At 70.3% G+C, this 18056-nt stretch carries 19 protein-coding genes; 11 read left to right on the forward strand and 8 right to left on the reverse strand.

Annotated features, from left to right (window positions below; all coding sequences use genetic code 11):
• The first annotated feature begins 105 nt into the window (after window positions 1-105).
• Both I8E28_RS15570 and I8E28_RS15575 read left to right on the forward strand, forming a co-directional pair.
• Complete coding sequence (locus tag I8E28_RS15570; protein ID WP_200788977.1) at window positions 106-1527, forward strand: hypothetical protein; 1422 nt, start codon at window positions 106-108, stop codon at window positions 1525-1527.
• Between the two features lie 60 nt (window positions 1528-1587).
• Window positions 1588-2199, forward strand: a complete 612-nt coding sequence (locus tag I8E28_RS15575) for an HAD family hydrolase (RefSeq protein ID WP_200788978.1) — start codon at window positions 1588-1590, stop codon at window positions 2197-2199.
• A 150-nt stretch (window positions 2200-2349) separates the two neighbouring features.
• On the opposite strand, the gene I8E28_RS15580 is transcribed toward I8E28_RS15575, so the two are convergent.
• The gene (locus I8E28_RS15580) at window positions 2350-3264 is read right to left on the reverse strand and encodes a winged helix-turn-helix domain-containing protein (RefSeq protein WP_239027250.1); all 915 of its coding nucleotides are present in this window, start codon (window positions 3262-3264) and stop codon (window positions 2350-2352) included.
• 69 nt (window positions 3265-3333) lie between these two features.
• On the opposite strand from I8E28_RS15580, the gene I8E28_RS15585 reads away from it, so the two are divergent.
• A complete protein-coding gene (locus tag I8E28_RS15585) occupies window positions 3334-3501 on the forward strand; it encodes a hypothetical protein (RefSeq protein ID WP_200788979.1) in 168 nt (55 codons plus the stop codon).
• An 87-nt stretch (window positions 3502-3588) separates the two neighbouring features.
• On the opposite strand, the gene I8E28_RS15590 is transcribed toward I8E28_RS15585, so the two are convergent.
• Together I8E28_RS15590 and polA are read right to left on the reverse strand one after the other, a co-directional pair.
• Window positions 3589-4128, reverse strand: a complete 540-nt coding sequence (locus I8E28_RS15590; RefSeq protein ID WP_200788980.1) for a hypothetical protein — start codon at window positions 4126-4128, stop codon at window positions 3589-3591.
• Window positions 4129-4238: 110 nt separating this feature from the next.
• A complete protein-coding gene (gene polA, locus I8E28_RS15595; protein WP_200788981.1) occupies window positions 4239-7058 on the reverse strand; it encodes a DNA polymerase I in 2820 nt (939 codons plus the stop codon).
• 32 nt (window positions 7059-7090) lie between these two features.
• Between polA and I8E28_RS15600 the strand changes: the two genes are divergently transcribed.
• From I8E28_RS15600 to I8E28_RS15620, 5 genes are all read left to right on the forward strand, one after another.
• On the forward strand, window positions 7091-7393 hold the full coding sequence (locus tag I8E28_RS15600) for a hypothetical protein (protein ID WP_200788982.1): 303 nt from the start codon (window positions 7091-7093) through the stop codon (window positions 7391-7393).
• Window positions 7394-7406: 13 nt separating this feature from the next.
• Window positions 7407-8369, forward strand: a complete 963-nt coding sequence (locus tag I8E28_RS15605) for a homoserine kinase (RefSeq protein ID WP_200788983.1) — start codon at window positions 7407-7409, stop codon at window positions 8367-8369.
• 70 nt (window positions 8370-8439) lie between these two features.
• Window positions 8440-9216: a BPSS1780 family membrane protein gene (locus I8E28_RS15610; protein WP_200788984.1), complete on the forward strand. Its 777-nt coding sequence runs from the start codon at window positions 8440-8442 to the stop codon at window positions 9214-9216.
• Entirely contained in the window at window positions 9213-9929 is a 717-nt protein-coding gene (locus I8E28_RS15615; RefSeq protein ID WP_200788985.1) for a twin-arginine translocation signal domain-containing protein, read from the forward strand. The genes I8E28_RS15610 and I8E28_RS15615 overlap by 4 nt, the downstream gene beginning before the upstream one ends.
• A gap of 292 nt (window positions 9930-10221) precedes the next feature.
• Entirely contained in the window at window positions 10222-10434 is a 213-nt protein-coding gene (locus I8E28_RS15620; RefSeq protein ID WP_200788986.1) for a hypothetical protein, read from the forward strand.
• Window positions 10435-10498: 64 nt separating this feature from the next.
• Here I8E28_RS15620 and I8E28_RS15625 read toward each other — a convergent pair whose 3' ends face one another.
• The gene (locus I8E28_RS15625) at window positions 10499-10771 is read right to left on the reverse strand and encodes a hypothetical protein (RefSeq protein WP_200788987.1); all 273 of its coding nucleotides are present in this window, start codon (window positions 10769-10771) and stop codon (window positions 10499-10501) included.
• Window positions 10772-10929: 158 nt separating this feature from the next.
• Between I8E28_RS15625 and I8E28_RS15630 the strand changes: the two genes are divergently transcribed.
• Both I8E28_RS15630 and I8E28_RS15635 read left to right on the forward strand, forming a co-directional pair.
• Complete coding sequence (locus I8E28_RS15630) at window positions 10930-11934, forward strand: P1 family peptidase (RefSeq protein WP_420850220.1); 1005 nt, start codon at window positions 10930-10932, stop codon at window positions 11932-11934.
• A complete protein-coding gene (locus I8E28_RS15635; protein WP_200790421.1) occupies window positions 11931-13277 on the forward strand; it encodes a TAXI family TRAP transporter solute-binding subunit in 1347 nt (448 codons plus the stop codon). The genes I8E28_RS15630 and I8E28_RS15635 overlap by 4 nt, the downstream gene beginning before the upstream one ends.
• On the opposite strand, the gene I8E28_RS15640 is transcribed toward I8E28_RS15635, so the two are convergent.
• Entirely contained in the window at window positions 13267-13920 is a 654-nt protein-coding gene (locus I8E28_RS15640; protein WP_200788989.1) for a DUF1631 family protein, read from the reverse strand. The two genes, I8E28_RS15635 and I8E28_RS15640, sit on opposite strands and share 11 nt — an antisense overlap.
• Here I8E28_RS15640 and I8E28_RS15645 point away from each other — a divergent pair.
• Entirely contained in the window at window positions 13907-14326 is a 420-nt protein-coding gene (locus tag I8E28_RS15645) for a hypothetical protein (protein ID WP_200788990.1), read from the forward strand. The genes I8E28_RS15640 and I8E28_RS15645 overlap by 14 nt on opposite strands.
• A gap of 42 nt (window positions 14327-14368) precedes the next feature.
• Here the strand turns inward: I8E28_RS15645 and I8E28_RS15650 are convergent, their stop codons facing one another.
• The 3 genes from I8E28_RS15650 to I8E28_RS15660 form a co-directional block, all read right to left on the reverse strand.
• Window positions 14369-14968 (reverse strand): hypothetical protein, encoded by a 600-nt coding sequence (locus I8E28_RS15650; protein WP_200788991.1) that lies wholly within the window; start codon window positions 14966-14968, stop codon window positions 14369-14371.
• A 118-nt stretch (window positions 14969-15086) separates the two neighbouring features.
• The gene (gene ettA / locus I8E28_RS15655; protein WP_200788992.1) at window positions 15087-16754 is read right to left on the reverse strand and encodes an energy-dependent translational throttle protein EttA; all 1668 of its coding nucleotides are present in this window, start codon (window positions 16752-16754) and stop codon (window positions 15087-15089) included.
• A 69-nt stretch (window positions 16755-16823) separates the two neighbouring features.
• A complete protein-coding gene (locus tag I8E28_RS15660) occupies window positions 16824-18056 on the reverse strand; it encodes a glycosyltransferase (RefSeq protein ID WP_200788993.1) in 1233 nt (410 codons plus the stop codon).

An 18056-nucleotide genomic window follows, 5' to 3' on the forward strand; every position in this document is an offset into this window, starting at 1 on the left:
CAATGACAGATGTCCCCAGCCCGCACGACACCAGCGGCGGGTCGCTCGACGCAGGACATTTCACCCATCCATTCGCCTGCCGGTCGGCGGTGTAATGGACTCGCCATGGAATCCAGCGCGAGCCTCGCCCGCCCCGTGAACTACAGCATCGAAGCCGATGCGCTCTTCGTCGCTTGCATCTGCATGGGTGCCGTATCGGTGTTCATGTATCCGATCAACCACGATGTCGCATGGCTACTGTCCGTCAGCGACCAGATTCGGCTCGGCGCCCGCCATTACGTCGACGTCATCGACGTGAGCCCACCGCTGATCGCCTGGATCGGGATTCCCTTCGCAGCAGCCGCCGACCTGCTCCGGCTGAACATCGGCGACCTGTTCCGGGTCGTGGTGATCCTGGCTGCGGCCGGCTCGGTGGTCGCCACCGCACGCCTCCTGCGGGCAGGTTCGTCCCTGCGCCTCGTGGTCTGGCTAGCGGCGGCTCCGGCGGCGGCGTACGACTTCGGCCAGCGTGAACACCTCGCCCTGCTGGCATCGCTCCCGTACATCGCGACCGCCATGCTGCGCTTCCAGGGCACCCCGCCCGCGCGGGGCGTGCGTCTCGGCGTCGCGCTGCCGGCAGCCATGGGACTTCTCATCAAACCTCATTTCCTGCTCGTCCCGATGCTTGTGGAAGGATGGCTGCTCCTGAACAAGCGGCCATGCAAGGCCACCATCATCGCGTTCGCCGGATCTCTTGCGGTCTACGGTGCAGCTGTCGCCCTGATCGCCCCCCAATACATCGCGATGGCGGGAATGCTGGCGAAGATCTACGCGTTCAATTTCCTCGGCATTTCCCCGTGGGCATTCCTGCACGAGTTCAACTTCCAACTGGGATGCGGGTGCCTGCTCGCGTCGCTGATCGCGCGGAACGCCCGTCCAGCATCGGCCTCGGTGCTCTCTTGCGCGGCACTGGGCTTCGCGCTCTCCGCAGCGACCCAAGCGAAGGGTTGGAGCTACCACTGGTACCCGTTCTTCGCGATCTCGCTGCTCGCACTCGGAGCGGCCGTGTCGCGCTTGACGGCCACCGGCACCCTGACGACGGTCGTCGTCCTTGCCAACGCGGCCTTGCTCGCCGCCACGCCCTTCCTCGCCTTGAGGGCGAACCCCTTTCTTCCTGCGTTCCGGCCCCTGGTCGAGGAGCTGGGCGGAGGGAAGATCGTTGTCCTATCGAACACGGTCCGCACCATCTACCCGCTCGTCACGCTGCCGGGAAACAGCAATGCATCGCGGCTGCCGGTCATGCAGTTGCTCTCCGCGTCGATCTTGCAGCACGAACACGGAACCGAGAAGCGTCTGCGTGCCACTCTCGTGGAGGATTTCGTCAGGAATCGCCCCGATATCGTCATCGTCGAAAACCATCCCCGGGAGATGCCGGACGACTTCGATTTCCTGGACTACCTCTCGCAGGATCCTGCCTTCGGACGGGAGTTGGCGTCCTTGCATCCGGTCCGCAAGATTGGAAGATTCACGTTCTACCAGCGGCGCTGAGCTCCGTTCCTCGCTGGAACTGTCCATCGTGCGGCGTTCCTGGCCCTGTAGAGTCGGCCCATGCCCCTCCACGCCACCCTCTTCGACCTCGGCAACGTCGTCCTCCACGTCGACTGGGAACCCGCCCTCGCGCACTGGGCCGCGCGCTCGGTGCATCCCCCAGCCGAGGTGCGCCGACGCTTCGTCGTCGACGAGCCGTTCCGCCGCCACGAGACCGGGCACCTGCCCGCTGCGGGCTACTTCGGGCATCTGCGCGAGACGCTCGGCCTGCAGTGCGACGACGCGCACGTCGAGGCGGGCTGGAACGCGATCCTGCTGCACGAGATCGCGGAGACGCTGGACGTCATCGACGCGCTGCGTGCCCGCGGCGTGCCGTGCCATGCCCTGTCGAACACCAACGCGACGCACGTCGACGCGATCGGCCGCGTGTTCCCGGCGCTGCTGCCGCGCTTCGACCGCGTGTTCGTCTCGCACGAGATCGGCCACCGCAAGCCGTCGCCCGAGAGCTTCCGCCACGTGCTGGACGTGCTCTCGCTGGCGCCGGGCGAGGTGCTGTTCTTCGACGACCTGCAGGACAACGTCGACGCAGCGAAGGCGCTCGGCATCGACGCCGTGCTCGTGCGCGGGCCGGCGGACGTGCGCGCGGCCGTGCTGGCGCGCGGGCTGCTCTAGGGTCAGCGCTCACGCCCGTCATTCCCGCGAAGGCGGGAATCCATCGCTTCCATCCTCGTTGATCGGGGAAGCGATGGGTCCCCGCCTCCGCGGGGACGACGGCGGCGCGAAGGCGCCGGTGTGCGCGTCTTGCGAAATCCCTTCCGCCGATCAAGCCCGCCGCCACGTCGACTGCACGAACCCGAACGGCCAGGTGCGCGTGCCGGCGTGCGTGTACGCGGTGTCGCGTTCCACCGGCCCGAACAGCGGGCGGCCGCGCCCAAGCAGCACGGGGATCGTCGTCACCACCAGTTCGTCCAGCAGGCCCTCGCGCAGGAAGGCCAGCAGCGTCTTGCCGCCGTCGACCGACACCCGCCCCATGCCTTGCTGCTGCAGGCGCTTCGCGAGGTTGCCCGGCGGCTCCGCGCTGATCGTCACGTCGCCCGCGGGCCCGGCCGGCACGCCGTCCAGGCTGCGACTGAGGACATGCACCGGCTTGGCCGGGTACGGCCACGGCGGCGTCGAGCGCACGCGCTCGAACGTGCGGCGGCCCATCACGAGCATGTCGACGCCGTCGAGGAAAGCGCCGTAGCCGCAATCCTCGCCGGGCGGCATGCGGGTGCTGGCCTCCTGCAACCAGTCCAGCCCGCCATCCTCGCGCGCGACGAAGCCATCGAGGCTGGCGACGACGAACGCGCAGAAGCGGGGGCGCAGCGCCAGCACCGGCGACCCGGCACGCTGGTGCCACGCGAAGCCGGCGGCGTGCGACGGCTGCACCGGTGCGGTGAAGCGGTAGCCGCGGCCGGGCACCGTGGCGATCGCCCCCGGTCCCATCAGCTTGCGCAGCGCACTGATGTGGACCTGCAGGTTGTTCTCCTCGACCACGCTGTCGGGCCAGATCAGGTCGAGCAGTTCGTGCTTGCCGACGACGCGGTCGCTGCGCTCGACCAGCGCCACCAGCACGTCGAACGCGCGGGCACCAAGGGGACACGGATGGCCGCCGCGGAGCACCGCGCGCCGGTGCGGGTCGATCACGAGGTCGCCGCACCGCCACGCATGCACGGGCTCAGGACGATTCAGCTCCATTCAGCACGCCTTCATGCGCCTTCAGCGGGTGCCGCCCACGCTTGCTGGCCACCGACAAGGAGTTCCACCATGCACCATGACCCAGAGTCCCCGCTTTCGTCGTTGCTGCGGGCGACCGCCGCACTGGCAGCGGTCGTCGTGACGTGCTCGCTGTTCTACGGGGTCATCGCCGGCATGGCAGGCGACCCGTGGGCCACGCCGCTGGACCTGTCGGTGGTGGCGTCGCAGACACCCTGAACACGCGCCCCGTTATAGGCGTGGGCCGCAGGGGCCACAAGCACGCTACACACATTGAGACGAAGCCGCGGCGAAGGCCGCGCAGCGTCACATGTGCAGCCACTGCTCCTCGGGCAGGGCGGCCAGGAAGTCGTGCACGACCGCCAGCACGCCGGCCTGCTCGGCCCATTCGATCTGGTCGCGCAGGCGCAGGCGCTTCTGCATCGGTGAGACCGCGCCCCATGCCGGGCCGTCGATGGGCGGCGGCGGCGCGATGGTGCTGCCGCGCTGTTCGCGCGACGGCAACAGCGTGACCAGTTGGGCCCACGCACCGGGCATCGGGCAGGCGCGGTTGTTGCGCCGCGCGAGCACCATCACCTGGTCGAGCGTGAGCGTCCTGCGCGACACGGGGGCCGGCTTGGCGGGAAGCGTCGATGCGCGGTCGAGCGGCTGCGTCGCCATGAAGCTGCGCGCCGATGTGGGCGCCTGGGCCGGCTCGGTGGGCGCGAACGGCTGCTGGTGCGCGTCGTGCAACTCCTGGAACCGCTGCCAGGCCGACTCGCTCTCCTCCTCCAGCGCCATCGGCGCGGTCGCGCGATCCCCCGGGAAGAAGGGAACGAACGGGTTGGGAGTGGGAGGCTTCGCCATGGACGCGCGGATCATACGGTCGGGGGCTGTCACGGCGCTGTCGAAAGCGCCAGCGGCCGGGCACAGGGCTCGGCGGTGCCAACTCCTTCACGTGCGCGGCCGCACGCGCGTCAGTGCGCCTTCTCCCAGTTCTCGCCGATCCCGATCTCCGCGAGCAGGGGCACGCGCAGTTCGGCCACGCCGGCCATGTGGCGCGGCACCTCGGCACGCACCCACTCGACCTCGTCCTCGGGCACCTCGAACACCAGTTCGTCGTGCACCTGCATGATCATCTTCGTGCCCTTGCCCTGCTGGTCGAGCAGGTCCTGGATGCGAACCATCGACAGCTTGATCAGGTCGGCGGCGGTGCCCTGCATCGGTGCGTTGATCGCCTGCCGCTCGGCGCCGCCGCGACGCGGGCCGTTGGGCGAGTTGATCTCGGGCAGGTACAGCCGGCGGCCGAACACGGTCTCGACGTAGCCGCGCTCCTTGGCCGACGCGCGCGTCTCGTCCATGTACTGCTTGACGCCGGGATAGCGTTGGAAGTAGCGGTCGATGTACGCGGCCGCGGCCTTGGTCTCGATGCCGAGGTTGCGCGCCAGCCCGAAGCTGCTCATGCCGTAGATCAGGCCGAAGTTGATGACCTTCGCATAGCGGCGCTGCTCGCTCGACACCTGGGCAGGTTCGACGCCGAACACCTCGCTGGCCGTGGCGCGGTGCACGTCCAGGCCTTCGTTGAACGCGCGCAGCAGCGCCGGGTCCTCCGACAGGTGGGCCATGATGCGCAGCTCGATCTGGCTGTAGTCGGCGCTGGCGATGCGGTGCCCGGCCGGCGCGATGAAGGCCTCGCGGATGCGGCGGCCCTCGGCCGTCTTCACCGGGATGTTCTGCAGGTTGGGATCGTTGGACGACAGCCGGCCCGTCACCGCGACGGCCTGCGCATAGTGCGTGTGCACTCGCCCGGTCCGCGGATGCACCATCTGCGGCAGCTTGTCCGTGTACGTGCCCTTCAGCTTGGAGAGGCCGCGGTGCTCGAGGATCTTCGCGGGCAGCGGGTAGTCCTCGGCCAGCTTCTCCAGCACTTCCTCGTCCGTGCTCGGCGCGCCGCTCGCGGTCTTCTTCACCACCGGCAGGCCCAGCTTGGTGAAGAAGATCTCGCCGATCTGCTTGGGGCTGCCAAGGTTGAATGGCTGGCCGGCGAGGTCGTGCGCTTCCTTTTCCAGTTGCAGGATGCGCTGCCCCATCTCGTGGCTCTGGCGCGCCAGCAGCCCGGCGTCGATCAGCACGCCGTGCCGCTCGATGCGGAACAGCGTCTCGCTGCTCTTCATCTCCAGGTCGTAGATGAACTTCAGCTTCGGGTCGCGTTCCAGCTTCGGCCACAGGCACTGGTGCACGTCCAGGCACTGGTCGGAGTCCTCGCACGAGTACTCGGCCGCCTTGTCGATCGGCACCTGCTGGAACGGGATCTGGTGCGCGCCCTTGCCGGCGATGGTCTCGAAGTCGATGCCGCTGCGGCCCAGGTGCCGCTCGGCCAGCGACGCCAGCGAGTGCGGCTTGTGCACTTCCAGCACGTAGCTTTGCAGCATGGTGTCGTGCACGTAGCCCCGCACCTCGATGCCGTGGTTGGCGAACACGTGGCGGTCGTACTTCACGTGCTGGCCCAGCTTGGCGCGCGAGGCGTCTTCCAGCCAGGGCTTCAGGCGCGCGAGCACCTCGTCGCGCGGCAGCTGGTCGGGCGCGCCCGCGTAGCTGTGCGCCAGCGGGATGTACGCGGCCACGCCGGGCTCGGTCGAGAACGACAGGCCGATGATCTCGGCCTGCATCTCGTCCAGCGAATTGGTCTCGGTGTCCAACGCCACCAGGTCGGCTGCCAGCAGCTTGGGCAGCCAGGCGTCGAACTGCTCCCAGGCGATGATGGTTTCGTACTGGAGGTTGGTCGCCCGCGACAGCCCCGACAGGTCCGGCTCCTCGAACAGGCCGCCGGGGCCGGGCCCCGCGCCGACCTTCTTCTGCGAGCGGTGCTCCTCCAGCAGTTCCGGCGGGACGTCGTGCGCCTCCAGCTGCTTGACCAGGCCACGCAGGCCGTACTTCTCGTAGAAGACCTTGAGCTTCTCGACGTCCTGCCCGCCGATGCGGATGTCCTCCAGCTCCGGCAGGCCGGGGATGTGGTCCTGTAGGTCGCAGTCCTGCTTGATGCGCAGCAGCTCGCGGCCGGTGGGCAGCCAGCCGAGCGCCTTGCGCAGGTTCTCGCCGACGGCCCCCTTCACGTCCGCCGCGCGTTCGATCAGCGCGTCGAGCGAACCGAATTCGGTCAGCAGCTTGACCGCCGTCTTCGGCCCGACCTTGTCGACGCCCGGCACGTTGTCCACGCTGTCGCCCACCAGCGCCTGGTAGTCGACCATCAGCCGCGGCGGCACGCCGAACTCGGCCTCGACGCCAGCCAGGTCGCGCACCTTGTCGTTCATGGTGTCGATCACCATCACGTGCTCGTTCACCAGCTGCGACAGGTCCTTGTCGCCCGACGAGATGACGGTGCGCAGTCCGCGCGCGGTCGCCATGCACGACAGCGTGCCGATCACGTCGTCGGCTTCCACGCCGGGCACGTTCAGCACCTTCCAGCCGAGGAGGCGCACCACTTCGTGGATCGGCTCGATCTGCGTGCGCAGCTCGGGCGGCATCGGCGAGCGGTTGGCCTTGTAGTCCGGGTACAGGTCGTCGCGGAAGGTCTTTCCCGGCGCGTCGAACACGCACGCCGCATAGTCGGCGCGCACGTCCTTGCGCAGCTTCTGCATCATGTTGATCATCCCGCGGATCGCCCCCGTGGCCGGGCTCGTGGGATCCCCGGGCACCGCCCGCAGGTCGGGCATCGCATGGAACGCGCGGTACAGGTAGCTCGATCCGTCCACCAGCAGCAGCGTCTTGGGGTGGCCGGTCGCTTCGTTGTCGCTCATGCCCTGATTGTGCCGGGCCTACAATGAAGCCCATGCGCTCCGCCCTTGCCTTCGCCCTGATCGCCGCAGCAGCGGCCGTCCATGCCCAGGACGACCCGGCCGCGCCGGGGCGGCGCAACCAGAAGATCGAGCGCATCGTCCACGAGGACGCCGGCAGCCGCATCGAGGAACTGCGCGTGGGCGGGCAGACGCAGACCATCACCGTCCAGCCCAAGGCCGACGTGCCCGAGTACCAGGTCGAGCCCACGAAGCCGGGCCGGCAGCGCGATCGCCAGGACCGCAGTGGCAGCTCGGAAACGGGCGGCACGCGTTCCTGGACCGTCCTGAAGTTCTGAGCCGCCGCGCGCGATGGCGGTCTACACCGAGGTTCCGGAGGACGACGCACGCAGCCTGTTCGCACGGCTGGGCCTGGGCGACCTCGTCGAGCTGCGCGGCATCCAGGGCGGCATCGAGAACACCAACTACTTCGCCACGACGGAGCAGGACGGCCAGCGCACCGAGTGGGTGCTGACGCTGTTCGAGCGGCTCACCGCGCAGCAGCTGCCGTTCTACCTGCGCCTGATGAAGCACCTGGCGCAGCACGGCATCCCGGTGCCCGACCCGCAGGCCGACGCTGCCGGCGACCTGGTGCACCTGCTGTGCGGCAAGCCCGCGGCCATCGTCGACAGGCTGGCCGGCCGCAGCGAGCTGCAGCCCACCGCCGCCCATTGCGCCGCCGTCGGCGAGATGCTCGCGCGCATGCACCTGGCCGCGCGCGACTTCCCGCTGACGCAGCCCAACCTGCGCGCGCTGCCCTGGTGGAACGAGACCGTGCCCGTGGTGCTGCCCTTCGTCGACGAGGCGCAGGCCGCGCTGTTGCGCAGCGAACTGGCCTACCAGAACCACATTGCGGCCTCGTCCGCGGCCACCGCATTGCCGCGCGGCGCCGTGCACGCGGACCTGTTCCGCGACAACGTGATGTTCCAGGAGGGCGCGCTCACCGGCCTGTTCGACTTCTACTTCGCCGGCGTCGACACCTGGCTGTTCGACCTGGCCGTGTGCCTGAACGACTGGTGCATCGACCTGGCCACGGGCGCGCACGACGACGTGCGTGCTCGCGCGCTGCTGGACGCGTACGACCGCGTGCGTCCGCTGCAGGCCGCCGAGCGGCGCCTGCTGCCGGCGATGCTGCGCGCCGGCGCGCTGCGCTTCTGGATCTCGCGCCTGTGGGACCTGCACCTGCCGCGCGAGGCCTCGCTGCTGCAGCCGCACGACCCTTCGCATTTCGAGCGCGTCCTGCGCCACCGCGTCGAGCACCCGGTCGCCGCCTGAGAGCGCGGACCGGTCGATGCGTTAAATTGGCCAGGCTCCGCGCTGCGGGGCCCCTGCCCAGCGTCCCTCCATGAAACTCCTCGTCGTCCCGCCGCGCACCGGCATCGCCTGGGTCCGTCTCGGCATCCAGACCTTCGCGCGCCAGCCGCTCGCGTTCTCGGGCCTGTTCTTCATGTACTGGTTCAGCATCGTCCTGCTGGCCATGGTCCCGGTCGTCGGCCTCGGGTTCGCGCTGGTGCTGGTGCCCGCGGGCGCGCTGGGCTTCATGGTGGCCACGCGTGACGCCGCCGAAGGCCGCATCGCCTTGCCCAGCCGCCTGTTCGCAGGCTTTCGCCAGGGGCGCGAGCGCACGCGCGTGCTGCTGCAACTGGGGGTGGCGCACGCGCTGATCATCCTGGTGCTGGTGCTGGGCGTGTCGCTGCTGTTCCCGATGCCGGCGCAGGCGCCGGAGGACGACCCGCTGCTGCTGTTCACGCCGGCGCGGCTGGTGGCCACGCTGGTGCAGCTGCCTGTCAGCATCCTCTTTTGCTATGCGCCGGCGCTGTCGCACTGGCACGGGGTGCCGGCGACCAAGGCGCTGTTCTTCAGCGTCGTCGCGCTGTGGCGCAACCTGGGCGCCTTCGTCACCTTCGGCCTGGCCTGGTCCGCGGTCGTCGCCCTGGCGATGGGGGTGCTGCTGGTGCTGGCGAAGGCCGTCGGTCCGCTGGGCGGCGCGTTCGTCGCCGGGCCGCTGCTGATCGCCGTCGCGTCGATGATGATGGCGTCGACCTACTTCACCTTCCGCGACAGCTTCACCGCGGACCCAGCCCCAGGGACTTCCCAGCCCCTCGACGGAGCATCGCCATGACCCAGCACCACCTGCAAGGACGCACCGAAGCGGAAGTCCTCTGGTTCCAGCGCCGCGGCTTCCTGCAAGCCGCCGCCGCCTGGACCGCCGCAGGTGGGTTCGGCAGCGCGTTCGCGCAGCGGCGCAGCAACATCGTTGAATTGCGTGGCGACGCCACGCTCAATGGCCTCCCGGTCACGCGCGACACCGTCATCCAGACCGGCGACGAGCTGCAGACCGGCCCGGGCAGCACGCTGGTGTTCGTCATCGGCAGTGCGGCCTTCCAGGTGCGGCAGAACACGCGGTTGCAGGTCGAGCGCGGCAACACGCTCAACGCCGTGAGCCTGCTGCGGCTGGTGACCGGCGCGGTGGCCAGCGTCTGGGGCAAGGGCGAACCGCGCCGCATCGTCACGCCGACGCTCACCGCGGGCATCCGCGGCACGGGCGTCTACACCGAGGTGTTCCCCGAGCAGCAGATGCGCAGCTACTTCTGCAACTGCTACGGCGTGGTCGACATGGCCGCCGGCCCCGACCGCCTCGTGTCGCGGTCGACCTACCACCAGGCGTTCTGGGGCGAGGTGCAACCCAGGGACGGCCGTGTGCTCACGCCGGCCAAGGCGATCAACCACACCGACGAGGAACTGGAAGCACTCGCGGCGCTGGTGGGCCAACGCACTGCGTGGCAGGAGAGCGGCCGCAAGGGCACGAAGGACGACGGCGGCTACTCGCGCTAGCGCGGGCGGCGCTGCCGAACGTCGTCATTCCCGCGGAGGCGGGAATCCATCGCTTCCGACTTCACGGCCCACTCGTGGAAGCGATGGGTCCCCGCCTCCGCGGGGACGACGGTCGCTGCTCCGCGGTCTCTGCGCTTGCCCTGCGACCTCTGCGTTGAGCTTCCTCCCGATTCCATCCCGGCGCACGCGCGAACCCAACCGCCGCTCGCACCGCCTGGAGGCATCCGCTGACAGAAATCGGCTTGTCCTGCTGGCTCAATGGGGCCACACGGACAGACGAAAGGAGCACGCCATGTCCCAGCAAGCCCTCATCCACGGCGACGTCAGCTTTCGCGCAGGCGACGGCATGTTGCTGCCGATCCCGGACGGCCCGGTCGACATCGAGCTGGCGGACGACAGCGCCACGTTGGGCTGGGTCGAGGACGGGGAACCCAACTCCGCCGCGATCACGCGCGACGAGTTCGACCGCTTCGTGCGCGAAGGCAAGATCCGCGTGCGCGACTGACCAGCGCGCACTCCCAACGAAAAGGCCGGGCATCGCCCGGCCTTTTTTCATGCGCCAGCTGAGCTCAGCGCATGAAGAGCTTGGAGAACACGATGCCGACGGCGAACGCGACGCCGAGGGCGGCGATCGGGCTGGCGCGGACCTGCTCGCGCGCCATGTCGCCGTACTCCTGCTGCCAGCCCATCATCTTGTCGCTGCCCGTGCCGATGGACTCCTGCAGGCGGTCGATCGCCTCGTGAGCCTTCTGCGCCACGCGCTGCACTTTGCCCGAGTCGGCGCCGCCACCCTGGCTGGCGCTGGTCGGGAAGGGATTCTGGTTGCTGGTCTCGCTGTTCATCGCTTGCTCCGTGGTGTTCGTGGTGGGCCGGCGGCCGCCGGTACTCCGCCCACTGTAGGAAGCCCAGCGTTGGGCGAATGTCGGTGCCGACGCGCTGGATCTGTGGGACACGTCCTGCACCCGACCTGACGGCTATGATGGGCTGCGCCATGCCAAGCATGACTTCCGCTTCCCCGCCCGCTGGCGCGATCACCGACGTCGCGGGACTGGAGGTCGGCCACTGGACCGCCACGCAGCGCCCCACCGGCTGCACCGTGGTGCTCGCGCGGGCCGGCGCCGTCGGCGGCGTCGATGTCCGCGGCGCCGCGCCGGGAACGCGCGAAACCGACCTGCTCGCTCCCGCCAACCTCGTCGACCGCGTGCATGCGGTGCTGCTGTCCGGCGGCTCCGCCTGGGGCCTCGACGCCGCCGGCGGCGTGATGCTCTGGCTCGATCGCCAGGGCATCGGCCTCGACGTCGGCGTCGCGCGCGTCCCCATCGTGCCGGCCGCGGTCCTGTTCGACCTGCACGTCGGCGATGCGTCGATCCGGCCCGATGCGGCCGCCGGCGAAGCGGCCTGCGAAGCAGCGTCCGCGCAGCCACCCGCCGAAGGCTGCGTCGGCGCGGGCACGGGCGCCGTCGTCGGCAAGGTGTTCGGCCTCGACCTCGCGATGAAGGGCGGCATCGGCACCGCCTCGGTTCGCGCCGGCGGCTTCACGGTCGGCGCGCTGGTCGCGTGCAATGCGGTCGGCGACGTGCTGGATCCCGAGACCGGCACGCTGCTCGCCGGCGCGCGCACGCCCGATGGCCGCGCGCTGCGCGACACGCGCACCGCCCTGCTCGCCGGCGAAGCGCCGCGGCGGCTGCTGGCCGGCACCAACACCACGATCGGCGTCGTCGCCACCGACGCCGTGCTCACCAAGGCGCAGGCGCAGCGCCTCGCGATGGCGGGCCACGACGGCTTCGCCCGCGCGATCCGCCCGGCCCACACCATGCTCGACGGCGACACGCTGTTCGCCCTCGGCACCGGCACCAGCGGACGCCCCCCCGACATGCTGCTGCTGGCGACACTGGCTGCGGAAGCCGTCGCGCGCGCCACGGTGCGCGCCGTGCTCACGGCGCGCAGCCTCACCCTCGGCTCGCTACACCTTCCTGCCGCATGCGACCTGCCCGCCGCAAGATGACCCAGGCCGTGCGCGACACGGTCGTGTCGGTGCGCGACCTGCTGATCTCCGCCGGGCCGGTGGCGGTGCTGGCCATCGCCCTGCTGGTGCTCGCGTACCTGTGGCTCGACCCGAATCCGCCCAAGCGCGTGCGACTGGCGACCGGCCCTGCGCAGAGCGCGTACGACGAGTTCGGCAAGCGCTACCAGGCCGAACTGGCGCGCTACCGCATCCAGGTCGACCTGGTGCCCACCGCGGGCTCCTCGGAGAACGCACGCATGCTGCGCGAGGGCAAGGTCGACCTGGGCTTCGTGCAGGGCGGCACGACGTCGGGCCGCAGCGAGGAGGAAGTGGCCAAGCGCACGGCCGGCCTGCAGTCGCTGGGCAGCCTGTTCCTCGAGCCGGTGTGGCTGTTCTACTGGGAAGACGCCGCGAAGAAGAAGGCGCAGGACGGCACGCTGCATACCCTGAGCGACCTGGCGGGCCTGCGCGTGAACACCGGCGGCCGCGGCAGCGGCGTGCCCCGCCTGATGCGGCAGCTGTTCGAGGCCAACCGCATCGACCTGTCGGCGATCACCGTGTCGCAACTGGAGGAAACGCCGGCCACCGTCGCCTTCGTCAACCACGAGATCGACGCCATCGTGTTCGCCTCCGCGCCGGAATCGGCCATGGTGCAGATGCTGCTGCTGACGCCGGGCGTCAAGCTGATGGACTTCGCCCAGAACGAGGCCTATTCGCGCCGGCTGCCGTTCCTGGCGCCGGTGGTGCTGCCGCGCGGCATCGTCGACCTGGCGCGCGACCTGCCGCCGCAGGACGTGCGGCTGGTCGCCACGACGACCGCGCTCCTCTCCCGCGACACGACGCACCCGGCGCTGGTACAGCTGTTCGCGCAGGCGGCGCGCAACCTGCACGGGTCGGCCGGCTGGTTCAACCGGGCGCGCGCGTTCCCGTCGATCGAGCAGTCCGAATTCCCGGTGGCCCGCGAGGCCGAGCGCGCCATCCAGGGCGGCATGCCTTTCCTGCAGCGCTACCTTCCGTTCTGGCTGGCCAACCTGGTCGAGCGCATGTGGTTGGCGCTGGGCATCATCATCGCGGTGCTGCTGCCGCTGTCGCGCATCGTGCCGCCGCTGTACACGTTCCGCATCCGCCGGCGCGTGTTCCGCTGGTACGCGCAGCTGCGCGACATCGAGGAGCGGCGCGCGCAGGAGCCCGAGAACGCACCCGAGCTCGCGCGCGAACTCGACGCGCTCGAGCATCGCGTCGCGCGGGTGAACGTGCCGCTGTCCTATGCCGACGAGCTGTACGCGTTGCGGTCGAACATCGACCTGGTGCGCTCGCGGCTGGCGAACACCGTCAGGGCCTGAAGGTATCCAGCGAGTTGCGCAGCGCGGCGTCGGCCACGGCGTCCAGCGCGCCGTCCACCACCGCACCCGAAGCGACCAGCCGCATCGTTCCCGCCTCGGCCATCGCCTGCGCAAGCCGCGGCGTCATCGAGTGCGTCTTGCCGGCGGCATCGGTGAACAGCATCAGCGTGCCGTGCGGGCTGGCCCACGTGAACTGCCATCGCAGCACGTGCCCGCCCTCCTGCTGCAGTTCGACCCAGTGCCCGACCGAGAGCGCCAGCGGCAACACGGCGCCGGCGGTGGCGGCGGCCGACGTGGTCGCGAAGCCGGCCTGCGTCGCCTGGAACAGCGGCGCGCGCGTGGACGGATCCATGAAGCCGGAGTCCTGCGCCTCCGCCGGCGCGATCCACGCGTCCGGGTCCAGCATCGGGCCGAGCAACTGCTCCACCGCGGTGCGGCCGCGCGAACGCACGTCGCCTTCGGACGGCACCGCGGCCTGGCCCTTCAGCGCACGCTGGTGCAGGTCGCCCAGGCGGTCCAGGAACCGGCGCACCTGCACCTGCGCATAGCCGGCAGACTTCAGCCCGGCCTGCAAGGTCTCGAGCAGCGCCGGCAGGCGGCGCGCCAGCCGTGCAGCGGCGGCGGGTGTCGTGTGCGGCAGCACGCTCCAGAGCCACGGCCTGCTGCGTGCGCACGACTTCGACCGATTCCTGCACCTGGTCGTCGTCGACCAGCTCCAGGTCCGCGAAGCTCAGCGCGCCGCCCTTGCCGCGCGCACCGGCATCGGCGATCGCGCCCGCGAATTCGATCAGCAAGGCTTGCGGGTAGGCGGCGGCCAGCGCGACTTCGTGCCGGTCCAGCAGGGCGACGGCTTCGTGCAGCCGCTGCCGCCCGGCCGCATCACGGGCGCGCCCGGAGCGCAGGCCCAGCGACTCGCGCGCGCGGCGGATCGCGGCGAGCATCAGCTCGCGGCCTTCGGCACCCGCTTCCTTGATGCAGGCGCGGTAAGTGGAGTTGGCGGTGGTGACGCTGTCGGTCGCCATGGCGGCGAACTCTTCCGACCGTTATAGCGCAGCGTTCCAGACGCCCAGCAGGCATGCGGATTGCCGCCTTCAAGGCTTCGCAACCTCGAAAGGACTCCAGATGACCTTGGGCAAGCACCTCAGCATCCTCGCCGCCGCGGCGGCGCTGTGCACGGCGGCCGTGGCGCAGACCAGCGGCTCCACGGGCAGCGCGGGCACCGGCGGGACGACGGGCGCTTCGGGCGACACCAGCAGCACGAGCCCCAGCACGGGCACGTCGCCCGGCGCGAGCAGCGGCATGGCGACCGGCAGCACGATGGGCAACACCGGGTGCGCGAACACGGCCAGCGCGGGCAGCACGACGGGCTCGACGATGGGCGCCTCGGGCAGCACCGGATCGAATGCGACCCCGGGCGCCAGCGCCAGTGCCGGCAGCTCGTCGAACCTGCCGGGCGCGAGCACCGGCAGCAGCACCACGGCCGGCGTGGGCGGCGGCAGCACCGGAAGCGCGGACAGCAGCCCCGGCGCGAGCTCGACAATGGGCGCGAGCGGCAGCAGTTCCACCCCCGGCAGCACCACGATGGGCAGCAGCGCCGGCACGACCGGCAGTTCCGGCAGCGGCAGCACGCTTGGCGCGAGCGGCGGTTCGATGGGCGCCGGCGCCGGCACGCCCAGCAGCGGCGGCACCACGGTGGGCAGCGCCGCGGCGCCCTGCTGAGCACCGGAAGGAAGCGGTGGGTCCCGGCCTCCGCGGGGACGACGGCCAGGCGTCATTCCCGCGCAGGCGGGAATCCATCGCTTCCTGGCTTTACTTCAGCGCCTTGAACCGCACGCGCTTGGGCTTGGCACCTTCCTCGCCCAGGCGCTTCTTCTTGTCGGCTTCGTACTCCTGGTAGTTGCCGTCGAAGAACACCCACTGCGAGTCGCCTTCGGCCGCCAGGATGTGCGTCGCGATGCGGTCGAGGAACCAGCGGTCGTGGCTGATGACCATCACGCTGCCCGCGAACTCCAGCAGCGCGTCTTCCAGCGCGCGCAGCGTCTCGACGTCGAGGTCGTTCGAGGGTTCGTCCAGCAGCAGCACGTTGGCGCCCTGCAGCAGCGTCTTGGCCAGGTGCAGGCGGCCGCGCTCGCCCCCCGACAGCGTGCCGACCTTCTTCTGCTGGTCGCCGCCGTTGAAGTTGAAGCGGCCGCAGTACGCGCGGCTGGCCATCTGGAACTTGCCGACGTTGATGATGTCGAGGCCGCCGGAGACGTCTTCCCACACCGTCTTCTCCGCGGAAAGGTCGTCGCGGCTCTGGTCGACGAACGACATCTGCACCGTCTTGCCGATCTTCACGGTGCCCGAATCGGGCTGCTCGCGGCCAGCGATCATCTTGAACAGCGTCGACTTGCCGGCACCGTTGGGGCCGATGATGCCGACGATGGCACCCGCGGGCACCTTGAAGCTCAGGTTGTCGATCAGGAGGCGATCACCGAAGGACTTCGAGACGTTCTCGAACTCGATCACTTCGTTGCCTAGGCGCTCGGCGACCGGGATGAAGATCTCGTTGGTCTCGTTGCGGCGCTGGTAGTCGATGTCGCTCAGTTCCTCGAAGCGCGCCAGGCGCGCCTTGCTCTTGGACTGGCGGCCCTTGGCGTTCTTGCGCACCCATTCCAGCTCGCGCTTCATCGCCTTGGCGTGCGCTTCCTCGCCCTTCTGCTCGGCTTCCAGGCGCGCTTCCTTCTGCTCCAGCCAGGTGCTGTAGTTGCCCTTCCACGGGATGCCGCGGCCGCGGTCGAGTTCCAGGATCCACTCGGCGGCGTTGTCCAGGAAGTAGCGGTCGTGGGTGATGCCCACCACGGTGCCCGGGAAGCGCGCGAGGAACTGCTCCAGCCATTCCACGGACTCGGCGTCCAGGTGGTTGGTGGGCTCGTCGAGCAGCAGCATGTCCGGCTTGGACAGCAGCAGGCGGCACAGCGCGACGCGGCGCTTCTCGCCACCCGACAGGTTCTTGATGACGGCGTCCCACGGCGGCAGGCGCAGCGCGTCGGCGGCGATCTCGAGCATGTGCTCGGAATCACCCTCGGCGCCGGCGGCGGCGATCACCGCTTCCAGCTTCTGCTGCTCTTCCGACAGCTTGTCGAAGTCGGCGTCCGGCTCGGCGTAGGCGGCGTAGATCTCCTCCAGCCGCTGCTTGGCCGACGCGACCTCGCCCATGCCGCCCTCGACGGCTTCGCGCACGGTCTGCCCGGGCTCGAGCTGCGGCTCCTGGGGGAGGTATCCGATCTTCAGGCCCGGCATCGGCGTGGCTTCGCCCTCGATCTCGGTGTCGATGCCGGCCATGATCTTTAGGAGGGTCGACTTGCCCGAGCCGTTGAGGCCGAGCACGCCGATCTTGGCGCCGGGGAAGAAGGACAGCGAGATGTCCTTCAGGATCTGCCGCTTCGGCGGCACGATCTTGCCGACGCGGTTCATGGTGTAGACGTACTGGGCCATGGTGTGCGGGAACTGTTCTTTGCTCAGCGAAACCGGCCATTATCCGCCGCGTGGCGGATCGGGGCCGGCTCAGCCGGCGCGGCGCTCGATCGCGTCGACGATCTCGGCCCGTGCGTCACGCTGCGCCAGCCGCCGGGCGGCGGCCTGCAGCGCTGCCGTCGGCACGCGCAGCGCGGTCTCCACCATCGCCCGGAGCTGCGGCGCCGTGACGCGTTCCATGCGCATCGGCTTCGGCCCCAGCCCCGCCCGGTGCACGGCATGGCCATGGTGGTGCTGGTCCAGGAACAGCGGCAGCACGACCTGCGGCACACCCGCGCGCAAGGCCGCCGCCGTCGTGCCGGCCCCACCGTGGTGGACCACGGCCGCCAGTCGCGGGAACAGCTTGGCATGTGGCACGTCGCCGACGCGGCGCCAGCCCGTGGGCAGGTCGGCGCCGACACCCGCCCAGCCCGAGCCGACCAGGCCGCGCCGTCCGCCGGCGGCGAGCGCCTCGACGAATGCGCGAGCGGCGCGTTGCGGACCCGGGCCGCTCATGCTGCCGAAGCCGGCGAAGACGGGCGGCTCGCCCGCATCGAGCCACGCCAGCAGGTCGGCATCGAGCTCGCGCGGGTCGTCCAGGAAGATCGACGTGCTGCGCGTGATCGGCCGGGACCAGTCCGAAGGCAGCGGGAACAGTCCCTCGTCGGCCGCGAGGATGAAGTCGGAGTTGTCGAACAGCTGCTCGCGCACGCTGCGCCTGGGTAGCCCGAGCTCCGCGCGCACCGCGTGCAGTGGCGTGCCGAACGCACGTTCGCCCACGCGCCGGTCGATCGCCCACAGCAGCCGGTTCACCCAGCGCGGCGCGCCATACAGCGGCATCGACGGCGGCGGGTGGTCGCCCGAGGGCAGCACGCTGCTGGTGTACAGGATGCCGATGGCGGGAATGCGCAGCTTCTCGGCGACGGTGACGGCAGATCCCGCCAGTCCTGCCCACACGACGGCGTCGGACACCTGCGCCACCGGGACCAGCTGCCGCACCTGCCTGGGCACCTCCTCCGCGAAGTAGCGTTCGACGACGCGCAGCATCTGCCGCGAGTTGCCGGTCATCACCTCGGGATGGGAGGCCAGGAACGACTGCATGTCGCGCCCGAGCTCCTGGAACGCGACGCCGCGGCCACGGACCCCGTCGCCGAAGTCGGGCGGCGCCGCCAGCGTGACGTGGTGGCCGCGGGCCTGCGCATGCAGAGCCAGCGCGAGCATCGGCTGCACGTCGCCGCGCGAACCGACGGTGGCGAAGACCAGGCGCAGCGGACGCGCGGCCAT

Source organism: Ramlibacter algicola (genome assembly GCF_016641735.1).
Taxonomy (GTDB): Bacteria; Pseudomonadota; Gammaproteobacteria; order Burkholderiales; family Burkholderiaceae_C; genus Ramlibacter; species Ramlibacter algicola.